21 protein-coding genes are annotated in these 17529 nt (G+C 44.0%); 12 read left to right on the top strand and 9 right to left on the bottom strand.

What is annotated here, in order from left to right; all coding sequences use genetic code 11:
- Positions 1–37: 37 nt before the first annotated feature.
- The 3 genes from Q7V21_RS02850 to Q7V21_RS02840 all read left to right on the top strand — a co-directional run bounded on the left by Q7V21_RS02850 (position 38) and on the right by Q7V21_RS02840 (position 3432).
- Positions 38–2227 carry a YgiQ family radical SAM protein gene (locus tag Q7V21_RS02850; RefSeq protein ID WP_304915835.1) on the top strand — a complete coding sequence of 730 codons (2190 nt, stop codon included), beginning with the start codon at positions 38–40 and terminating at the stop codon, positions 2225–2227.
- A gap of 73 nt (positions 2228–2300) precedes the next feature.
- Positions 2301–2846 (top strand): cytochrome b, encoded by a 546-nt coding sequence (locus Q7V21_RS02845; RefSeq protein WP_304915834.1) that lies wholly within the window; start codon positions 2301–2303, stop codon positions 2844–2846.
- Positions 2847–2862: 16 nt separating this feature from the next.
- Positions 2863–3432 (top strand): YceI family protein, encoded by a 570-nt coding sequence (locus tag Q7V21_RS02840; protein WP_304915833.1) that lies wholly within the window; start codon positions 2863–2865, stop codon positions 3430–3432.
- A gap of 7 nt (positions 3433–3439) precedes the next feature.
- Here the strand turns inward: Q7V21_RS02840 and Q7V21_RS02835 are convergent, their stop codons facing one another.
- Positions 3440–3679, bottom strand: a complete 240-nt coding sequence (locus Q7V21_RS02835) for a hypothetical protein (protein WP_304915832.1) — start codon at positions 3677–3679, stop codon at positions 3440–3442.
- Positions 3680–3693: 14 nt separating this feature from the next.
- Positions 3694–3822 carry a hypothetical protein gene (locus Q7V21_RS02830; RefSeq protein WP_304915831.1) on the bottom strand — a complete coding sequence of 43 codons (129 nt, stop codon included), beginning with the start codon at positions 3820–3822 and terminating at the stop codon, positions 3694–3696.
- A gap of 78 nt (positions 3823–3900) precedes the next feature.
- Here Q7V21_RS02830 and tsaB point away from each other — a divergent pair, with 78 nt between their 5' ends.
- From tsaB to cmoB, 3 genes are read left to right on the top strand one after another with little or no spacing between them, the layout of a single operon-like run.
- A complete protein-coding gene (gene tsaB / locus Q7V21_RS02825) occupies positions 3901–4587 on the top strand; it encodes a tRNA (adenosine(37)-N6)-threonylcarbamoyltransferase complex dimerization subunit type 1 TsaB (protein ID WP_304915830.1) in 687 nt (228 codons plus the stop codon).
- Positions 4584–5315, top strand: a complete 732-nt coding sequence (gene cmoA, locus Q7V21_RS02820; RefSeq protein WP_304915829.1) for a carboxy-S-adenosyl-L-methionine synthase CmoA — start codon at positions 4584–4586, stop codon at positions 5313–5315. The genes tsaB and cmoA overlap by 4 nt, the downstream gene beginning before the upstream one ends.
- Positions 5312–6283 (top strand): tRNA 5-methoxyuridine(34)/uridine 5-oxyacetic acid(34) synthase CmoB, encoded by a 972-nt coding sequence (gene cmoB, locus Q7V21_RS02815; protein ID WP_304915828.1) that lies wholly within the window; start codon positions 5312–5314, stop codon positions 6281–6283. Before cmoA ends, cmoB begins: the two co-directional genes overlap by 4 nt.
- Here the strand turns inward: cmoB and Q7V21_RS02810 are convergent.
- A complete protein-coding gene (locus tag Q7V21_RS02810) occupies positions 6280–6663 on the bottom strand; it encodes a hypothetical protein (RefSeq protein ID WP_304915827.1) in 384 nt (127 codons plus the stop codon). The genes cmoB and Q7V21_RS02810 overlap by 4 nt on opposite strands.
- Positions 6664–6858: 195 nt before the next feature.
- Entirely contained in the window at positions 6859–7050 is a 192-nt protein-coding gene (locus Q7V21_RS02805; protein ID WP_304915826.1) for a CPXCG motif-containing cysteine-rich protein, read from the bottom strand.
- 142 nt (positions 7051–7192) lie between these two features.
- On the opposite strand from Q7V21_RS02805, the gene Q7V21_RS02800 reads away from it, so the two are divergent.
- Positions 7193–8125, top strand: coding sequence for a ZIP family metal transporter (locus Q7V21_RS02800; RefSeq protein ID WP_304915825.1), 933 nt, complete (start codon positions 7193–7195; stop codon positions 8123–8125).
- On the opposite strand, the gene Q7V21_RS02795 is transcribed toward Q7V21_RS02800, so the two are convergent.
- The 5 genes from Q7V21_RS02795 to Q7V21_RS02775 form a co-directional block, all read right to left on the bottom strand.
- Entirely contained in the window at positions 8117–8611 is a 495-nt protein-coding gene (locus Q7V21_RS02795; protein ID WP_304915824.1) for a GNAT family N-acetyltransferase, read from the bottom strand. The genes Q7V21_RS02800 and Q7V21_RS02795 overlap by 9 nt on opposite strands.
- A 9-nt stretch (positions 8612–8620) precedes the next feature.
- Complete coding sequence (locus tag Q7V21_RS02790) at positions 8621–10393, bottom strand: SLC13 family permease (protein WP_304915823.1); 1773 nt, start codon at positions 10391–10393, stop codon at positions 8621–8623.
- Between the two features lie 139 nt (positions 10394–10532).
- Positions 10533–11003: a lipocalin family protein gene (locus Q7V21_RS02785; RefSeq protein ID WP_304915822.1), complete on the bottom strand. Its 471-nt coding sequence runs from the start codon at positions 11001–11003 to the stop codon at positions 10533–10535.
- A gap of 152 nt (positions 11004–11155) precedes the next feature.
- A complete protein-coding gene (locus Q7V21_RS02780; protein WP_304915821.1) occupies positions 11156–11965 on the bottom strand; it encodes an ion transporter in 810 nt (269 codons plus the stop codon).
- A 94-nt stretch (positions 11966–12059) separates the two neighbouring features.
- Positions 12060–12542 (bottom strand): Arc family DNA-binding protein, encoded by a 483-nt coding sequence (locus Q7V21_RS02775; protein ID WP_304915820.1) that lies wholly within the window; start codon positions 12540–12542, stop codon positions 12060–12062.
- Between the two features lie 193 nt (positions 12543–12735).
- Here Q7V21_RS02775 and Q7V21_RS02770 point away from each other — a divergent pair, with 193 nt between their 5' ends.
- From Q7V21_RS02770 to Q7V21_RS02750, 5 genes are all read left to right on the top strand, one after another.
- The gene (locus tag Q7V21_RS02770; RefSeq protein ID WP_304915819.1) at positions 12736–14796 is read left to right on the top strand and encodes a GGDEF domain-containing phosphodiesterase; all 2061 of its coding nucleotides are present in this window, start codon (positions 12736–12738) and stop codon (positions 14794–14796) included.
- A gap of 76 nt (positions 14797–14872) precedes the next feature.
- A complete protein-coding gene (locus Q7V21_RS02765; RefSeq protein ID WP_304915818.1) occupies positions 14873–15253 on the top strand; it encodes a MerC domain-containing protein in 381 nt (126 codons plus the stop codon).
- Positions 15246–15656 carry a TraR/DksA C4-type zinc finger protein gene (locus Q7V21_RS02760; RefSeq protein WP_304915817.1) on the top strand — a complete coding sequence of 137 codons (411 nt, stop codon included), beginning with the start codon at positions 15246–15248 and terminating at the stop codon, positions 15654–15656. Before Q7V21_RS02765 ends, Q7V21_RS02760 begins: the two co-directional genes overlap by 8 nt.
- Positions 15637–16848: a zinc metallochaperone GTPase ZigA gene (gene zigA, locus Q7V21_RS02755; protein WP_304915816.1), complete on the top strand. Its 1212-nt coding sequence runs from the start codon at positions 15637–15639 to the stop codon at positions 16846–16848. The genes Q7V21_RS02760 and zigA overlap by 20 nt, the downstream gene beginning before the upstream one ends.
- Before the next feature lies 1 nt (position 16849).
- Complete coding sequence (locus tag Q7V21_RS02750) at positions 16850–17512, top strand: DUF1826 domain-containing protein (RefSeq protein ID WP_304915815.1); 663 nt, start codon at positions 16850–16852, stop codon at positions 17510–17512.
- The last annotated feature ends 17 nt before the right edge of the window (positions 17513–17529 follow it).

Below are 17529 nucleotides of genomic sequence, written 5' to 3'. Positions count from 1 at the left end.
AGCCTTTGATTTTTCGCAGTTGTTGATCTGAGGTTTTATGCAAGCCGCTCCTGATATTTTTTCCTACCGCAAGTTCTGGGCTCACCGCTTTGGTGTTGCACCACAATTGCCAATGTCACGCAGCGAAATGGAAGCTCTGGGTTGGGACAGTTGCGATGTCATTATCATTACTGGCGATGCCTATGTGGACCATCCAAGTTTTGGTATGGCGTTAATCGGTCGGCTGTTGGAATCACAAGGCTTTCGGGTTGGTATCATCTCGCAGCCCGATTGGAACAGCACCGAAGATTTTCAACGTCTTGGTAAACCGAATCTGTTTTTTGGCGTCACCGGCGGCAATATGGATTCGATGGTCAATCGTTATACCTCCGATAAAAAAATCCGGCGTAATGATGCTTATACCGCTGATGGTGAAGGCGGCAAACGACCGGATCATAGCGTCGTTGTTTATAGCCAGCGTTGCCGTGAAGCCTATAAAGGTGTGCCAATTGTTATTGGTGGCATCGAAGCCAGCTTACGCCGTATTGCCCATTACGATTACTGGTCTGAAAAAGTTCGTCGTAGCGTTATTATGGATTCCAAGGCCGATTTACTGGTTTATGGTAACGGCGAGCGTCAGGTAGTAGAAATAGCCCACCGTTTAGCTCAAGGTGAACCGGTAAGTGAACTGATTGATGTTCGTGGCACGGTCTATACGCGCCGTCATGGCCGACGTGATAACTGGTGGGAAAAAGATTCAACCAGTATTGATAAGCCGGGCCAGCTTAATCCACCGATTGATCCGTATCAGATGCAGACGGAAGAGAGCTGCGAGCAATCCAAGGCTGAAACTGCAGAGCAGGCAGCAGCTCCAGTTGAACCTGCTACCAATGTAATCAAAATTCATCGTGTCTCACCGCGAAACGCCGATAAAACAGTGATTCGCTTACCGCCATACGAAACGGTGAAAGACGATCCGATTATCTATGCCCACACCTCGCGGATTCTGCATCTTGAAACCAACCCTGGTAATGCACTGGCATTGGTTCAGCAACATGGTGATCAAGATGTGTGGCTGAACCCGCCGCCGATTCCTTTGACCACCAAAGAGATGGACGCGGTATTTGATCTGCCATACAGCCGTCTGCCACACAAGGAATATGGCAAAGCCAATATTCCCGCTTACGAGATGATTCGTTTTTCGGTGAATATTATGCGCGGCTGTTTTGGCGGTTGTACGTTCTGTTCGATTACCGAACATGAAGGTCGCATTATCCAGAGCCGCAGTGAAGATTCGATTATTCGTGAGATTGAGGCGATCCGCGATACTACCCCGGGTTTTACCGGCATTATTTCGGATCTGGGTGGCCCAACCGCCAATATGTATCGACTGGCCTGTAACAGTGAAGAAATCGAAGCCAGTTGCCGTCGTTTATCCTGTGTTTTCCCCGGTGTCTGTAAAAATCTTAATACTGATCACACACCGTTAATTAATTTATATCGTCGTGCTCGCAGCCTGCCTGGAATTAAAAAGATCCTGATTGCTTCAGGATTGCGTTATGACCTTGCTGTGTTATCACCGGAGTATGTCAAAGAACTGGTCACTCACCATGTTGGTGGATATTTGAAAATTGCCCCGGAACATACTGAAGATGGGCCACTGTCACAGATGATGAAACCGGGCATTGGGACCTATGACAAGTTCAAGGCTATGTTTGATAAATATTCAAAGCAGGCTGGTAAAGAACAATATTTGATCCCGTATTTTATTGCGGCACATCCGGGCACCACTGACGAAGATATGCTTAATCTGGCCTTGTGGCTGAAGAATAATGGCTTTAGAGCCGATCAGGTGCAGGCGTATTTGCCATCACCGATGTCAGCTGCTGCCGCAATGTATCATTCAGGTAAAGACACCTTGCATAAAGTGCGTCGCCAGGGTGGGGATATTACGGTGCCAAAAGGTTTGAAAGTGCGTCGTCTGCATAAAGCTTTTTTGCGTTATCACGATGCGGAGAACTGGCCTTTATTGCGTGATGCGCTAAAGAGCATGGGCAGAGCCGATTTAATTGGTAATGGAAAAAAACATTTGATACCCAGCTTTCAGCCCAAAGGTACTGGTGAAATGGGCGAAGGCAAACGGATCACCCGAAAAGCCAAAACGCCATCGACACAGCCAGCTTTTCGTACTCAACATGTTCGATCTAAAAAAGTTAAAAGTGGAACGCAACGTTCCCGTAAACGCTAAGGATTGAATGGAACCCAGCTATCAAAAGCTGGGTCAGACATGCATTCTGATAGTTTCCTATGGAGAGGAATAAATGCGTTTAACCAATACCTCTGAACGTTACGGTCTGATCAGCATATTGCTGCATTGGACAGTAGCGCTTCTCACAATCGGCTTGTTTATTCTCGGTTTATGGATGGTCGATCTGGGCTATTACGATGACTGGTATTATCAGGCACCCTGGTGGCACAAAGGCTTGGGTTTTATCGTTTTTCTGCTGGTGGTATTGCGTTGGTTATGGCGTCCTGTTGCAGGTAAACCTGCAGCGATTAAATCGATACCGGTTTGGCAACACTTGACAGCGAAAGCGGCCCATCAACTGATGAATATTGCCATCGTGATGTTGGCCATCACTGGTTATCTGATTGTCACTGCCAAAGGCCAGTCACTGGGCATTTTTGATTGGTTCAATATTCCAGCTATCACTCGTTTGACCGTTCAGACCAGTGATCTGGTGAGCAAACTGCATTTGTGGTCAGCGTATTTCATTATCGCGTTGGCATCTCTTCACGCCCTCGCGGCGTTAAAACATCATTTCATCAATAAAGACGCTACCCTGCGTCGCATGCTTAATCTTTAAACCAACAGGAGTTACCATGAAAAAAACCATCTTTGCTTTAGCGCTAAGTTCGGCATTTGTATTGCCAGCACAAGCAGCAGACTATGTGATTGATACTGAAAAAGCTCATGCATTTATCGATTTTCGAATTCAGCATCTGGGTTTTAGTTGGATGAGTGGCCGCTTTAATGATTTTGCAGGTACTTTCAGCTATGACGCCGAAAATCCTGAAGCGTCAAAAATTGATGTGAAAATTGATGTGTCCAGTGTTGATACCAATTTTGCCGAGCGTGATAAACATTTACGTGAGCAATTTCTGGAAACCGCCAAGTATCCTGAAGCACGCTTTACCTCAACCAGTTTTGAGCAGCAGGCAGATGGCACATTGTTAATGAAAGGCGATTTCACCTTGCATGGTGTGACTAAACCGATGACTATTCCGGTAGAAAAAGTTGGTGAAGGTGAAGACCCATGGGGTGGTTACCGTGTTGGTTTCCATGGTGAAACCAGCTTTATTATTGAAGATTATGGCATTGATGTCAGCAAGTTAGGCCCAAGCTCTCAGGAGGTGTTTCTGACACTGTCTATTGAAGGCATTAGAAAATAATACTGACTTAGGCTTTATCGGCGAGCGTATATAAACGTTGTAACTCGTCTTCTAAACTGTTTGCTGGTACAACTTCTTGTCCTCGGTTGTACCAGTAAGCAGCGTTGGACATATCACCTTCAATGCGATGCAGATAACCATGAATCAGACAGGCTAATGGATCACTGTATTGCTGGATAAGCTGATGAGCGTCATCCCAGTGTTTATCGCGAATTTTATCCAGTGCTTGAAGATGAATGACGCTCATTTATTTCCACAGTTTTATCCCTGCCAGCTGGCGCTGCCAAGCATAAGCAAACTTCCCACAACCGCAAACGGTGATGTGATCACCACAAACAACAATCGCATCAATTCACGGAAAATATAGATGATATCAGCGATATAACCCATAGCGAACCTCCTTTATAGTTGATGGTTGAATTATAATGAGTGCCTGTGACGTTAAAATGACATGACGATGACCCTTCAATGAATTTGCTAGCCCTCGATACCAGCTCCGAAAACTGTTCTGCGGCCATAACTATCAATGGTGTGATGTACCAACAACAGCAAATGACTCAACGAGGTCATTCGACCCTTATATTGGGGATGCTCGATCAGCTTTTCAAGCAAGCTGATGCATCAATAACGGATATCCATGCACTGGCATTTGGGCGTGGCCCAGGTTCGTTTACCGGGGTACGTATTGGCGTTGGTGTTGCTCAGGGAATTGCGTTTGCCCGCCAACTACCGGTTATTCCCGTATCAACGCTCGCAGCAGTTGCACAAGCCGCCTATGACCTTACTGGATATGCAAATATCGCCGTAGCGATGGATGCACGGATGGACGAAATCTATGCTGCCAGTTATCAGGTGCTAGAAGGTTTTGTCACGTTGTCTGGAGAAGAACAAGTCTGTGCAGCCGAACAGTTTTTACCAAGTAATACTGAGATGTGGTTTGGCGCGGGCACTGGTTGGGAGGTTTATGCCCAGACACTGCAAACAAACTTTTCCGGACAACTAATTGATCAAAAAACCGATATGTATCCACAAGCTGCGACTATCTTGAAACTCGCTGAGCAACTTTATGCTCAAGGTGAATTTGTCAGTGCTGATAAAGCGTTACCGGTTTATCTTCGAAATGATGTGGCTAAAAAGAAGGCACAGCAGGGATGATCAAAAAAGCAGATAATATTTTTGCTTCGCCGCTGGAGCAAATGGTGGACTTTCGTTTTGATGAGCGGGTGGTGGATGTATTTCCCGATATGATCCAGCGTTCGGTGCCAGGCTATGGCACCTTGATTTCCAATATCGGAATTCTGGCCGCGCGTTATGCTCAACCAAACAGCAATTGCTATGATTTGGGCAGCTCATTGGGTGCGATCACCTTATCAATGCGCCAGAGAATTAAAGCTGAATCTTGTCAGATCATCGCCGTGGATAATTCTGCCGCGATGATTGAACGCGCTGAAAAAATTATCGCTGCAGACAATAATCGGGTGCCGGTTGAATTACGCTGTGAGGATATAAATCAGACAGCGATTAAAAATGCCTCAGTGGTAGTGATGAATTTCACCTTGCAGTTTATTGCGCCGGCATTACGTGATGATTTGATTGATAAAATTTATCAGGGTTTGAAGCCCGGTGGCGTGTTGATCCTGTCGGAAAAACTGGCTTTTGATATTGATGATCAACAAGCGTTTTTTACTGAGGCCCATCATGATTTCAAACGTGCCAATGGCTATAGTGATCTGGAAATCAGCCAGAAACGCAGTGCACTGGAAAATGTATTAATCCCCGAAACTCTGGCAACGCATCAACAACGCCTCAGTCAAGCTGGTTTTGCTAAGAGCGAATGCTGGTTCCAATGTTTTAACTTTGCCTCTTTGATAGCATTTAAATGACCGTATATGAACCGTTTTACCAGTGGCTTGAATCTGTTGATCAAGCTGAGTGGGCCAAAAAATTGGCTACGTTTACTGCTGAAAGACTCGCTGATGATTTCCATGGCAAGATGCCGTTATGGCAACAGGCATTAGCAGATTTACCAGCAATAAAACCTTCGACAGTTGAACTGCAACAACAGGTGCGGATCGGCATCTCGGAGGATTTAACTGCCTTTGATAAACAAACCTTTATTGATCTAATCAAAACTTTCCATCCCTGGCGCAAAGGACCGTATAAATTATTCGATATCCACATTGATACTGAGTGGCGATCTGATTGGAAATGGGATCGAGTGTTACCACATATCAGTTCATTGCAGGGACGTGCAGTGTTAGATGTGGGCGGCGGCAATGGCTATCACGGCTGGCGCATGGTAGGTGAGGGCGCACGCATGGTGATGGGAATTGATCCAACACTGGTCTTCAGCATGCAATATCAACTGATGCAGCATTTTATTCAGAGTGATAAGCATTTTGTATTGCCGATTGGCATTGAACATATGCCGGAAAAACTGCACCTGTTTGATACAGTGTTTTCGATGGGCGTTTTGTATCATCGCCGCTCACCGTTGAAGCATTTGATGGAGTTACGCCATTGTCTTCGTTCAGGTGGCGAACTGGTGTTGGAAACGTTGACCATTGATGGGGAAGAAGGCATGAGTCTGATGCCAGAAGAACGTTACGCCAAAATGCGTAATGTCTGGTTTATACCCTCAGTGCCAACCATGTTGTTATGGTTGCGTAAATGCGGTTTTAGGAATGTGCGTTGTGTAGATGAAAATCTGACATCGTTAGATGAGCAGCGGGCGACTGAATGGATGACCTTTGAATCGTTAGAGGATTTTCTGGATCCTCAGGATATCAGTAAAACGGTAGAAGGCTATCCGGCACCAAAGCGGGCAGTATTTATCGCCGAGGCGCCCTAGAAAGCCATTGAGCTGGGTGAAATAGAAATCCATTTGCCGCTGCGATGCTGGCAGGCATCCAATGATTTTTCCTGCAGATCTTCACCATTTTTAATTTTCAGTTGATAAGCCAGACAAGGGTAGTGGCCATAGGAATAACTGCGTTGCAGTTTGATTTGATATTGAATGCCGGTATGGTCGTTATGCCATATATGCTCGGATTCAAAATCATTTGATGAGAGGATTTCCTGAGTGCGATCCAGATCAATAGTGGTCATTGCAGTATCTGTTTCAATACCTGCTTCAACACCGGCTAACAAATCCAGTGATGCATAGGCTTGCGGTAATAACAGAGCAATTAGCAGAGCAGGATAAAAAGCATTATGCCAAATACGATTCAATGTTCATTCCCATCATTGGTTTATTTCCATTAGATAATGAAATATAACATCCTTCAATAAGTAAACTATCCTGGTTTGTGCAGGATATTTTTCCTTTAAATCCAGAAGCTTAATAATTGAAATATTTTTACAGTTCGCTATCCAATTGAATATTTAGCCGGTTTAGAAAGAATAGGCTATTAAAATGCTCCGTTTTTACGCATTTTCATCAGTTGCATTGACCTCAAACGTACCATCGCCGTGAACGCTGACCGAAAATTGTATTGGTCTGCAGCAGACAAAACAATCCTCGATGTACTGTTGATAATCAATCGTGCAATCCAGCAAAACCTCAATGGTTTCACCGCAATACGGGCAGCTTAGCGAATGTTCTTGTAAGGCCTGCATCGTCCTGCTCCAAAAGTTGTGGTTTTATGATATGAAAATACTTATCAGCCATTAGTTCGGCAGCAGACAGCGTTTCATACGTTATTTGTGTTTGATCTCTTAATCTTTTATAAGATTGATGTAATTTATTTGAGATGAATCAATGCAACACGCGATAAAGCAAACCTTAACGTCGCTTTTAAAAAGCTGGCGTGAGCAATTTAATTCTCATCCGGCGGTATCAATCTTTATTATTGCAGCAGTCAGTTTAATAGCAGGCTTATTGCTATTAAGTCTGCTGAATATACACTCAAATATTGATCCACAATTTTTAAAGTGGGCCTTGATTGGCGGTGGCGTCGGAGCATTGTCGACAGCATTAGGTGCTGCGCCTGGTTTATTTGTTAAAAAACTTCCAACGGTTACAGAAGACACAATGCTTGGCATGGCGGCCGGCATGATGTTGGGGGCAAGTTTTTTTTCACTTATCCTTCCTGGGATAGAGGTTGCCACTGATCTCACGGGTCATGCAATAGGTGGTGTGGGGATTATTATTTTTGGCATGTTAGGTGGCGTTTTGTTGATGTTAGGGCTTGATTATTATCTGCCTCATGAACACCAACATTCGGGTCCTTGCGGAGCAGGACATCAACAAGTCGGAAGGGTTAGCTTGTTTGTGCTGGCAATTGCCTTGCATAACTTCCCTGAGGGCATGGCGATTGGAGTAAGTTACACCGATGGTAATTTGTCGGTCGGTATTCCACTGACAGCGGCTATTGCTTTACAAAATATTCCTGAAGGACTGGCGGTTGTACTGGCACTCAGAAGAATCAATATTTCTGCCGGTAAAGCGGTTGCGATTGCGGCGGCGACAGGGTTGGTGGAACCGATTGGGGCGTTGGTAGGCATAATCTTATCCAGCGGCTTACCGGTTTCCTATCCATTAGGTTTGGGTATTGCTGCCGGTGCGATGATTTTTGTGGTATCGCACGAAGTCATCCCCGAAACGCATCGAAATGGTCATCAAACAAGGGCCACAGTTGGTTTGATGGGCGGCCTGTTTGCCATTATGCTGATTGACACTCTATTAGGATGAGCGAGTGTACTCAAATAAATAGCGATGATCGCCCAGACCAATACCTTCGGCTATCTGTTTAAAGCCGTATTTTCGATAAAAATCCAATAGTTGCGGATAATGAGCGACGGCATCTAATTGCAGTTTAGCGTCGCCGATTAAACCAAGGCAATGTTCCAACAATAATCGTCCATAACCAGCTTGCTGATGCTGAGGATGCACAGCCAATTGAGTCAGATAAAAATCAGCAGCGGGAGCATCTGGCCAGCAATCCGCGTAATGATCAGCAGGTTTTAAACCTAATGCTACGCTGCCAATAATCTGAGAATCCTGCTTTAAAACATAAACTGATTTTTGCAGCAGATTTTGGCTGACAAATTCCTCATCATAGAGATCGAGCCAATGTGACATGCCTTGTTGATACATATCATTGGCACACTCATTTAACAAAGTGACAATTGCTGGCACATCTCGCCGACTTGCGAGTTGAATTTGTAAATTAACCATCTTAAAAGTTTAATTTAGTGGCCAAATCAGCATGATTACGGTGAGTGTGACCGCTCCAATAAATAAATTCATTGGTACACCGACTTTTAAGAAGTCACGGAAATGATAACCACCTGGACCATAGACCATCAGATTGGTTTGATAACCTAGTGGCGTTGCAAAGCTTGCTGATGCCGCCATCATGATGGCGAAGACAAACGGCTCATTGTGCAATCCGGCTTTAGCGGTTAATTCCAGCACGATGGGCAACATTAATACGGCCGCAGCATTATTGGTGATGACTTCGGTTAATATCGAAACAGCAATATAAGTCATCACTAACATCAACCAGGGTTGATTCTGGCTCAGCGAGACAATGCCCGTCGCTAAATAGTCCGCCACACCGGTTTGCTGTAAAGCCACACCTAAGGCAAATGAAGCGGCTATGGTTAAAATAACGGTTAAATCCAGACTGCGTTCTGCCTGACTCACTGAACAACATCCGGTCAGTATCATCAGTGTTGCACCAATCAATGAGGCATGGAGCATATCGATAACGCCAAAGCCGGCTGCCGTAACCAAAGTAATTAATATGACCCAGGCTAAACCGGCTTTGTCATGATTAGGTGATTCTTTACCCAGATCATTTATCAATAAAAAATCTTTGTTGTAGCGTTGGCGACTGATAAAAGCCGGTCGGGCTTCAAGTAAGAGTGTATCGCCTGCTTTTAAGACGATATTGCTCAAATTGCCAGCAATACGTTCACCATTTCGCGCTACAGCCATTATTACAGCGCCATAGCGTTGACGAAATTTTGCTTCACGAATCGTTTCACCAATCGCTGCACAATGCGGAGAAACGACGGCTTCCACCAAACTACGCTCAGGTCGATCTGCAGAAAGTACTGTGCTTTCCGCATCAGAAGTTGAAGCGACAATACCTCGGATACGAAGTAAATCAGTAATACCTTGTGTATCACCAGCGAATACTAAGCGATCACCACTTTGCAAGCGTTGTTCCGGTGTTACAGCTGTTAATAATGTCCCATTACGTTCGATTTCAACCAAATAGACACTTTTTTGTTCACGAAGCCCTGCTTGTTGAATACTCTGGCCTACCAGTGGACCATTTGCTTCAACCATCACCTCTAAAGTGAACTCACGAACATTTTCAAAAGCATGACTTTTACCGACATTAGGTAGCCATTTAGGGAAAAACAACCACATAAAAATCAGGCCACATATCGCTACTGGAAGCCCGATGATAGTAATGGAAAAAATTGAAAAACCTGCTTCACCTGTCAGTGATTGATATTGTCCATTCACTACCAGATTGGTACTGGTACCAATCAGGGTTAATGTACCGCCCAAGATTGCTGTATAGCTTAGCGGTATCATGATTTTTGAAGGGTTAATGTTTATTCGTTTACACCAGGCGAGCAGACCTGGAACCATGGTAGCGACCACAGGGGTGTTATTTAAAAAAGCACTGAGGAAAACCACCGGTGTGAACATTCTGAGATAAGAGCCACGAATGGTTTTTGGTGACCCCAGCAGCGACTTGACCAGAATGTCCACCCCACCTGAAGCATGTAAGCCAGCGGCGACAATAAACATGGCAGCAACGGTTATTAAACCCGCATTACTGAAGCCTGCCAACGCCTGCTGGCCATTGAGAATTCCGGTCGCTAGTAACACAGTCATTGCCGTGATCATGGCGATATGTGGTCTTACGCGAGTAAATGTCAGTACTAACAATACCGACAAAGTTACGGCTATGGTGAACCAGCCTTCCCAACCCATTTACAACCTCAACTCATTTTTCAAAGTGGTAATAATGACAGATTTGTAAATAAGAGGAATTAATAAGGAAGAATATGGTTATATTAAATGGTTATATAGGTAACCTTGCATCATCAATTTAAGAATCACGAAGCTCCCATTATTCAGGCCACTGCTGTGGTACTTTTTGGATCTGTGAAATGTCATAACCTTCTTCTGCAAGCAATTGCAGCATTTCCAGATAATCTTTCTCAGGAATCTTCGGCGTTCTTGCCATTATCCATACAAAATCGCGTTTTTCGCGTCCAACAATGGTCTGCGTGTAATCGTCATTTAAATAGACGATTCGATAATCGGCTTTGATGGGCCAGATAAACTGCATACCCCAGACGGCATTGGATTCTGTGTCGGTAATAAAGCCTTTAGGGTGATACTGCTTTTGTTCACCATCAAAACTGTCTTTATTAAAGGTAAAAGTAGTGGCGATGGTGCCATCATCATTTAATTCGTAAGTTTCCACGGCATTATGAGCACCTTTTTCGATAAAGGTTGGAATATTGGCGATCACATACCAATCCCCCATAAATCGATTGATATCAACATAGTTTTCCGTGCGAATTGGTTTTGACATTGACTGGCATCCTGCTAAAAGCGTGATAAACAGCAACAGAGATAGTTTGCGAACAGACATCGACATCCCTCCTGATTAGAGATGTCGATGATGGTTTGTTCGTTGTGAACCGGATGTGAAGGGAGGTGTGGCTGAGCTAGCGGTTAATGCAATCAGGATTTAGCTTTGATGAGTTGTTTCAGCTCTTCAATTTGTAGCGATAAGTCTTCAATTGTCATATCGTATTTATGGGCTTCTTCACGCTCTTCAGCGCGTTCCTGCTCCATAACATTCACCACGATACCAATCAGCATATTGAGAAAAGCAAAGGTATTGAGGAAGATAAAAACCAGATAATAAATCCAGCTTAGCGGGTAAACCTCCATCGTTTCATACATGACATCGGTCCAATCCTCAAACGTCATTACCCGGAATAATGTCAGCATCGATACCGCTATATCACCCCATAAAAAGTCATTAACATCAGCAAACAGTGTGGTGCCGATAGCGGCAAAAATATAGACGATGATAAACATCATCAATGCGACGTAGCCGAGTTGTGGCAGGGCTTTCAGCAGTGAGTTCAATAAATGGCGTAATTCCGGAATCACCGATACCATCCGTAATACACGGAAGATACGAATCAGCCTGGCGACATACGCCAGCTCACTGTCATTCACCGGTATCAAACTGACCGCGACGATTACGGTATCAAACACATTCCAGCCGCTTTTGAAGAAATCCCGTTTATTGGGTTCGGCTAAAAATCGGACACTGATTTCCATCACAAAAAACAGTGTTATCGCGTAATCCAGCCAATCTACCAGACGTAAAATCTGCAGCGGAATTTCATAGGTTTTAATGCCAGTGACCATGGCAGAGAACAAAATAACACTGACTACGACAATTTCGAATAAACGATTCTCTCGTAAGCGTTCCAGTCTGTTTTGAAAAGATAGCGGAGAGGGGGCTGAAGTTTGCATAAAATTAAAGCGGCCATTGTTTAGATCAAGCCGCGATCATAGTCAGAATTTATAACAGGTCAATGGCGTTTACATTTTATAACCAGGAATTTGCCTAATCGTGATCAGTAAGGTTATTAATTAGCGTCAAAATAACCTTTCTGTTTGCCTCATTCAGTCCACGGAATAAATCCAACAGAAGTTGTTCAGATTCGGTGATAGGCAAAGGCACAGTGCGATAGGCATCGGGCCTTATTTTGGCGGCAACTGACTGGCGTTGATGCTTTTCATAATAATTTGCAAGACGCATAACGATTTCCATATTCAGACTGATGTCATGCTGTAAGCTAAAATCGCGCAAACTGGTTTTTAACTCATCAGGAATACGTAAGCCAAATGCCTCGGAGTTGGAATAGGTAGGATGTTTTTTCAGAAAATCCCGGACAGCTGTTTTGCTGAAGCGGATTGAGAGACTGTTTTGTAATAAAAACAAGGCCTCACTGGTCGTGCTTCGATTATGTTGTTTTGCTTCGAAACGTAACCAAGACATTAGCTCAGTTGGAAGTCGAAGGCCAAAAGGTCCTTTTCTCGCGCTCATTAATTAAAGAGTGTAAACAGTTGTTATTGACATAGTTAGTTACCATCTGTAGTTTCATTACCACTGGTATCTATTACCGTGATATTTGGTTAAGCTAAGTGTTACTCAGTACACGTGAACCCTTTGTGAAAAGGGGCTATACAGCTGACGGAACGTATGGCTAAAGATCAACGTTAAGGACAAGGCACGTAGTGTGAGAAACACATTATTAGAAAATGCTTTCAAGTTCGCACATGAAGGCATCGTCATCACGGATGAAAACCAGAAAATCGTTGATATCAATGATGCGATACAACAGATTACCGGCTACTCTCGTAGTGACCTTATCGGCAGCGATCCCCAAATACTTAGTGCTGAATGCCAAAATAAAATTTTAAATCAGACAATCTGGCAATCATTGCAACGCAATGGTTTTTGGCATGGTGAAGTCTCAAACAAACGTAAGGATGGTTCGCACTACATCGCTCGTTTGAGCGTGAAACGGGTAAATGCACTCGGCAAGGTGTTTTATCTGGGTCATTTAAGCGATATCACTGCTGACAGAAAATACCGTGGCATCCTTTCCGATCTCATTCTTAACCGTAATTCTCACCAAATTCTTAATAAAAACCGACTTGAAAATGAATTTCGTCGTATGAGTGCGATTGCTGATAATCAGAATGAAAAACTGGTTGTGGCATTTATGGATCTGGATGAGTTCAAAACAATTAATGATATTCACGGCAAAGTCGCAGCAGATAATTTATTAAACCAAGTACCGCAACGGGTACGAAGCGTTTTAACCGAAACCGATAGTATCGTGCGTTATGGTGGGGATGAGTTTGTTTTAATTATTGGTGGCATTAACAATCATGCCATTGCCTCAGAGAGTATTCAGAAAGTACTGGCAGCGATTGCTAAACCATTTATCGTTAACGATGTACCGGTGATGGTTACCGCTTCAGTTGGCTATACACTCTATCCTGAAGATAGAGGTAGTCTGGATACCTTAATCCGCCATGCTGATCAGTGCATGTACAAGGCAAAACTGGATGGGAAATCCACAGTATTTGCATACGACCCTGATGAGGAAGTGCAGATTACCGAACGTAACCAGCAATTACGGGAAATTGCTACGGCGATTAAGGAAGATCAGTTTGTTCTGTTTTTCCAACCCAAAGTGACACTCAGTACCGGGCATATATTTGGTTTCGAAGCATTGATACGCTGGCAACATCCACAAAAAGGTTTGCTGACCCCGGACAAATTCATAGATCAGGTGTATGACACCGAACTGGAAGTCAGTCTGGGGCAATGGGTTATTGCTCAGGCATTAAAACAACTCGCAGAATGGCAGCGGGCAGGTTATAACTACCAGTTAAGTATTAATCTTACGGCTTATCATTTATCGACCAGTGAGTTCTTTGATTGGCTGCAAACTCAGATTAAACAGTTTCCCAACCTGGATACGCGTCGATTTCAAATCGAGATCCTTGAAAGTAATCGCTTAAGTGATCTAAGCCTAATCAGTAATGTCGTCGAGTTTTGTAAATCCGAGTTTGGCATCACTACCGCATTGGATGACTTTGGCACGGGGTATTCATCGCTAACCCATATCCGGGTACTGCCTGTAGATGTAGTAAAAGTTGATCAAAGTTTTGTTCGTCGCATGCTGACGGAACCTGAAGACTGCAAAATTGTGGAAGGGGTTATTGCGCTTGCCCAATCCTTTAATATTCAAGTGATTGCAGAAGGCGTTGAATCCATTGCTCACGGTGAAGTGTTATTAGCCATGGGCTGTAACCAAGCACAAGGATATGCATTAACCAAACCTCTACCGATTAAACAACTTAATAGTTTTTTAACAACGTATAAACCTTTCACTCAATGGTGTGGTCAAGCAGAACTGTTAAAAAATTATAAACAGGCACGGTTAAGTTTGTTTTATTTCTACCTGAAACATTGGATGCATCAACTCCAAGAAACCCTTTTCGCAGAACCCGAAATCAAAACCGAATGGCCGATAACGAATTTATCAGATTCTCACTGCGGCATCTGGTTGGAAAAAGCGCAATATCATCATTACTTTGATAATGCGACGCTCAGCAAAGTCACTCACTATCATCAACATATATTTCAATCCGGGAATGATCTGCTGGCAAGATATCTGGCAGGTGATATACACGCCAGCCGCGCCAGCTTTACAGCCCAGGTAACAAGTTTTCAAGCGACTCTCACAGAATTAAATTCCTTAATCAAAGGTATGACAGACTAATCCACTGGCCTATAAAGCCTTGACATCACTGCTTAAGATTGAAATGATATGATATATCATAATTTGAGGGTGTCTGATGAAAGATGATTTGGCTGTAGTTTGTTCCGGAGCCTGCATGGTTCATTGTTTAGTAACACCTATCGTCATTGGCTTTAGTGCGGCAGGGTTGTTTGGGGAGTGGCTAAGCTCTGAATGGGTACACCAATTGATGCTGGTGCCAGTAGTTTTATTGGCTTTGTTGAGTTTACCTGGGTCGTACAAAAAGCATAAAAATAAATGGCCATTGCGCTTGGCAGCCCTTGGCATCTTAACCATGGTGTCAGCGTTAGTGGGACCAGAGTCGATGGAAACCTGGATAACCATTAGCGGCGGGATTTTGCTGATTACAGCGCACCTATGGAATCGCAATTTATCAATGCAATTGCTGCCAGCCCAAGGAGGACAAGTTAATGGATGAAAAGACTTTATTGGCAGCTCCAGAAGCTGAGTATATGAATGCCGAGCAATTGGCATTTTTTGATCAACGACTACAACAACTGCGAACCGAAACGCTGGATGAAATAACCGCAATAAAAAACCAGATGCTGGGCAATAGTCAGGTCAGTGATGTGCTGGATAGGGCACAACAGGAGGAAGAATCGCAAATTGCTCTACGGATTGCCGATCGAAAACGTCAGCTGATTCCTAAAATCGATGCAGCAAGGCAAAGAATCCGTATCGGTGAATATGGCTATTGTCTGCAGACTGGTGAGCCTATCGGTATTCAACGATTATTGATTCGTCCCACTGCTGAATATTGCACTGATGTAAAAACCATTAATGAACAAAAAGAAGGGATTTATGAACACAAATCTCGATAAACGTTTACCCGTTACCGTGTTGTCCGGATTTCTCGGCGCCGGTAAAACCACCGTGTTAAATCATATTCTGAATAACCGTGAAGGACGCAAAGTCGCGGTTATTGTTAATGATATGAGTGAAATAAATATCGATGCACAACAAATCCAGCAGGATGTGCAGCTCAATCGCGCCGAAGAAAAACTGGTGGAAATGAGCAATGGCTGTATCTGCTGCACTTTGCGTGAAGATCTGTTGATTGAAGTGCGTAAGTTGGCCGCAGAGCAACGTTTTGATTGTTTAGTGATTGAATCAACCGGTATTTCTGAACCGTTACCGATTGCTGAAACCTTTACTTTTGCTGATGAAGAAGGCGAGAGTCTGTCGCAAATTGCCAGACTGGATACCATGGTCACGGTAGTGGATGCGGTGAACTTTCTGCGCGATTTTAATGAAGCCAAACATTTACAAGAGACCGGTGAAAGTTTAGGTGAAGAAGACATGCGAAGTGTCGCCGACTTGCTGGTGGACCAAGTTGAGTTCTGTGATGTGATTTTAATCAGCAAAACCGATTTATGTACCAAGGAGCAGTTAACCGAGCTGACCGGAATTTTGAAAAGTCTCAATACCGAAGCTGAATTGATCGCGATAGAAAATGGTCAGGTTCCATTGGACAAAGTATTGGGAACGCAGAAATTCAGTTTTGAAAAAGCCGAACAAGCCGCGGGCTGGCTGAAAGAAATGCGCGGTGAGCATATTCCCGAGACCGAAGAATACGGTATCAGTAGTTTTACCTATGTTGCCAGACGGCCGTTTCATCCACAGAAATTCTATGATTTTCTGCATCAGGATTGGCCTTGTGGCAAGTTGATCCGCTCCAAAGGCTATTTTTGGTTAGCCAGTCGACCGCAATTCGCTGGTCAGTGGAATCAGGCGGGAGGTATTGCCCGTTATGGATTTGCTGGAATGTTCTGGAAAGCCATCCCCGAAAATCGTTGGCCGCAGGATGCAGAAAGTCTGCAAACCATAAAAGAAAATTGGCAAGAACCATTTGGTGATATGCGTCAGGAGCTGGTCTTTATCGGTCAGAACTTAAATCCAAAAGCTGTGACAGCCCAACTCAATGATTGTTTGTTAACGGATAATGAATTATTGGCTGGCAAACAGCTATGGGAATCGTTACCCGATCCTTTTCCACTTTGGGATGCCGCTTGAAATGAATCAGACCGCCACGGCCGAAAACCCAGTGTTTGAGCATGTGCAGCAAGCAGATTCACCGCTAGTAATGACGGCTATTTATGAGCCTCAAATTAATCTCGCGGTCTGGCAACGGCAATTACCCACGGCGTTGCAGAATTATATTACTGCATTAACACAAGGCCTCAATGCGTTACAATTGCGTACTGTTATCGCTCCAGCCGAAGTCGGTGACTGGCTAACCGGGTTATTACCCGAAGATCCGCAACGCTATTTGTTTATCGACGATGTCAGACAATTGGCAGAAATGTATGCAGATCTGTTTGAATTAAACACCGTTGGCTTGCGACTGAGCCTGATAAACGAGACTATGTGTCCCAGATTTCATACCGACCATTTAATATGCCGAATGGTAACGACCTATCATGGTCATGGCAGTGAGTGGTTGAGAGAAGAAAATGTGGATCGTTCAAAGCTTGGAGCAGGTGCAAAAGGATTGGCAGACCATTTGTCAGGGATCTATCGACATCACAGTGATATTCAACAGCTGCAACCGGGAGAGGTGGCATTGTTGAAAGGCGATGGTTGGATGGATAGTCAGGTGAGTGGCATTGTGCATCGTTCGCCACATATCCATAAAACTGAGAAACGATTATTGTTAACCTTGGATTTTGCAGAGTGATTGGGAGACAGTTGAAA

The sequence above is a fragment of the Methylophaga sp. genome, assembly GCF_030651745.1.
This window is presented reverse-complemented; position numbering and strand designations above follow the sequence as displayed.

Excerpts from the sequence above, each read along its gene's own strand:
- Q7V21_RS02765 (WP_304915818.1), top strand. The coding sequence starts at position 14,873 with ATGAAAGATGATTTGGCTGTAGTTTGTTCCGGAGCCTGCATGGTTCAT.
- Q7V21_RS02775 (WP_304915820.1), bottom strand. The coding sequence starts at position 12,542 with ATGAGCGCGAGAAAAGGACCTTTTGGCCTTCGACTTCCAACTGAGCTA.
- Q7V21_RS02835 (WP_304915832.1), bottom strand. The coding sequence starts at position 3,679 with ATGAGCGTCATTCATCTTCAAGCACTGGATAAAATTCGCGATAAACAC.
- Q7V21_RS02845 (WP_304915834.1), top strand. The coding sequence starts at position 2,301 with ATGCGTTTAACCAATACCTCTGAACGTTACGGTCTGATCAGCATATTG.
- Q7V21_RS02760 (WP_304915817.1), top strand. The coding sequence starts at position 15,246 with ATGGATGAAAAGACTTTATTGGCAGCTCCAGAAGCTGAGTATATGAAT.
- Q7V21_RS02850 (WP_304915835.1), top strand. The coding sequence starts at position 38 with ATGCAAGCCGCTCCTGATATTTTTTCCTACCGCAAGTTCTGGGCTCAC.
- Q7V21_RS02840 (WP_304915833.1), top strand. The coding sequence starts at position 2,863 with ATGAAAAAAACCATCTTTGCTTTAGCGCTAAGTTCGGCATTTGTATTG.
- Q7V21_RS02785 (WP_304915822.1), bottom strand. The coding sequence starts at position 11,003 with ATGTCAAAACCAATTCGCACGGAAAACTATGTTGATATCAATCGATTT.
- Q7V21_RS02750 (WP_304915815.1), top strand. The coding sequence starts at position 16,850 with ATGAATCAGACCGCCACGGCCGAAAACCCAGTGTTTGAGCATGTGCAG.
- cmoA (WP_304915829.1), top strand. The coding sequence starts at position 4,584 with ATGATCAAAAAAGCAGATAATATTTTTGCTTCGCCGCTGGAGCAAATG.
- cmoB (WP_304915828.1), top strand. The coding sequence starts at position 5,312 with ATGACCGTATATGAACCGTTTTACCAGTGGCTTGAATCTGTTGATCAA.
- zigA (WP_304915816.1), top strand. The coding sequence starts at position 15,637 with ATGAACACAAATCTCGATAAACGTTTACCCGTTACCGTGTTGTCCGGA.
- Q7V21_RS02800 (WP_304915825.1), top strand. The coding sequence starts at position 7,193 with ATGCAACACGCGATAAAGCAAACCTTAACGTCGCTTTTAAAAAGCTGG.
- tsaB (WP_304915830.1), top strand. The coding sequence starts at position 3,901 with ATGAATTTGCTAGCCCTCGATACCAGCTCCGAAAACTGTTCTGCGGCC.
- Q7V21_RS02790 (WP_304915823.1), bottom strand. The coding sequence starts at position 10,393 with ATGGGTTGGGAAGGCTGGTTCACCATAGCCGTAACTTTGTCGGTATTG.
- Q7V21_RS02805 (WP_304915826.1), bottom strand. The coding sequence starts at position 7,050 with ATGCAGGCCTTACAAGAACATTCGCTAAGCTGCCCGTATTGCGGTGAA.
- Q7V21_RS02795 (WP_304915824.1), bottom strand. The coding sequence starts at position 8,611 with ATGGTTAATTTACAAATTCAACTCGCAAGTCGGCGAGATGTGCCAGCA.
- Q7V21_RS02780 (WP_304915821.1), bottom strand. The coding sequence starts at position 11,965 with ATGCAAACTTCAGCCCCCTCTCCGCTATCTTTTCAAAACAGACTGGAA.
- Q7V21_RS02830 (WP_304915831.1), bottom strand. The coding sequence starts at position 3,822 with ATGGGTTATATCGCTGATATCATCTATATTTTCCGTGAATTGATGCGA.